This is a genomic window from Winogradskyella ludwigii, from assembly GCF_013403985.1.
GTDB lineage: Bacteria > Bacteroidota > Bacteroidia > Flavobacteriales > Flavobacteriaceae > Winogradskyella > Winogradskyella ludwigii.
In genome coordinates, this window is record NZ_JABFDF010000021.1 from 1 (window position 1) to 1,402 (window position 1,402).

At 32.7% G+C, this 1,402-nt stretch carries 2 protein-coding genes; both read left to right on the forward strand.

Annotation, left to right across the window (positions count from 1 at the left end; all coding sequences use genetic code 11):
• Positions 1-42: 42 nt before the first annotated feature.
• Positions 43-477, forward strand: coding sequence for a helix-turn-helix domain-containing protein (locus HM981_RS17365; RefSeq protein ID WP_179336341.1), 435 nt, complete (start codon positions 43-45; stop codon positions 475-477).
• The gene (locus HM981_RS17370; RefSeq protein ID WP_317167184.1) at positions 447-1,295 is read left to right on the forward strand and encodes an IS3 family transposase; all 849 of its coding nucleotides are present in this window, start codon (positions 447-449) and stop codon (positions 1,293-1,295) included. Before HM981_RS17365 ends, HM981_RS17370 begins: the two co-directional genes overlap by 31 nt.
• Positions 1,296-1,402 lie beyond the last annotated feature (107 nt).

Here is a 1,402-nt window from a genome sequence, read left to right on the forward strand (position 1 = left end):
AAATAGGTTGACTAAAAATTAAACCATTAATTATAGTCACTTATGAAAACACAAAATGAACACTGGCGAAAAAAAAGCTACCAAAAAGCCACTTTAGAGACCAAACTTTTAGTCGTTGACCAAATCTTAAATGGTCAGCTATCAAACAGCCAAGCTTCCAAAAAATACGACGTTCCCAGAACAACCATTACCTATTGGTTAAGAAAATATAGTACATTAGTACAACAAAATACGGGTATGAGTAAAAACGATGAAATTAAAAAGTTAAAGGAAAAGATTGAAGAACTTGAGTTTCAAAAAGACTTCCAACAAGACATTATCGCTGATATGGAACTTATTACAGGAGTCGACATGTCAAAAAAGTCATTGCCCAAAACGTTAGCAAAAGAGATAGAGCAAAAGAAAAGACAGCGTATAAAAGAAAATGGCTCTATGGATGTTTTGGGATATCTAAACAAGCCTTCTACAAAAGACTAAGAACGCAACAGAAAAAAGAAATAGATCATCAAAAAATGATTAAAATGGTTAAGGACTACCGTAAAAAAGTAGGCTCTAAAACTGGTGGAATTAAACTACATGCGGAACTTAAAGCTAATTTTACTGAGGCTAGTATTAAGATTGGTAGAGACAAGTTCTATCACTTCCTTAGGCTAAATAATCTTTTGATTCCCAAAACTAAAAATTACATCACAACGACAAACTCAAAACATATGTACAAAAAATATAAGAACCTTGTTAAAGACCACGTTCCTACTCGACCGGAACAACTATGGGTTAGCGATATAACATACATTAAAACAGAAAATGGGCACAACTATCTAGCATTAGTCACAGACGCCTATTCTAAGCAAATAATGGGATATAAACTCGACAACCACATGAGAACATCACTTTGCACAGATGCCCTCGCTATGGCTATTAAAAACAGAAAATATACCAATCAAAAGCTTATTCATCATTCTGACAGAGGTTTTCAATATTGCAATCCCAAATACACAAAATTCGCTGAAAACAATAACATTACAATGAGTATGACTGAGCAATACGACCCTTATGAAAACGCTATTGCAGAACGCATTAACAGAACTCTTAAATATGAATATGGATTAAAACAAACTATTAAGAACACTGAATTAGCACAAAAAATGGCACAACAAGCAGTATATATTTATAACAATTTGAGAACCCATTTTAGCCTGGATCTCAGAAAACCTGCTGAAGTCCATCTGAATCCAAACATCAAATACAAATCCTATCGAAAAAATAATGTAAATTTAACTGAACTTACGATTTAAGAACAGACCTAGTTCAAACTATTTTTTTGCCTTCTAAACGGCTAAAAGAAATCTTTTGAACGTCTAAATATTAACCAAAAAGAGTCAACCTATATCAGTATAATACA

Excerpts from the sequence above, each read along its gene's own strand:
- HM981_RS17365 (WP_179336341.1), top strand. The coding sequence starts at position 43 with ATGAAAACACAAAATGAACACTGGCGAAAAAAAAGCTACCAAAAAGCC.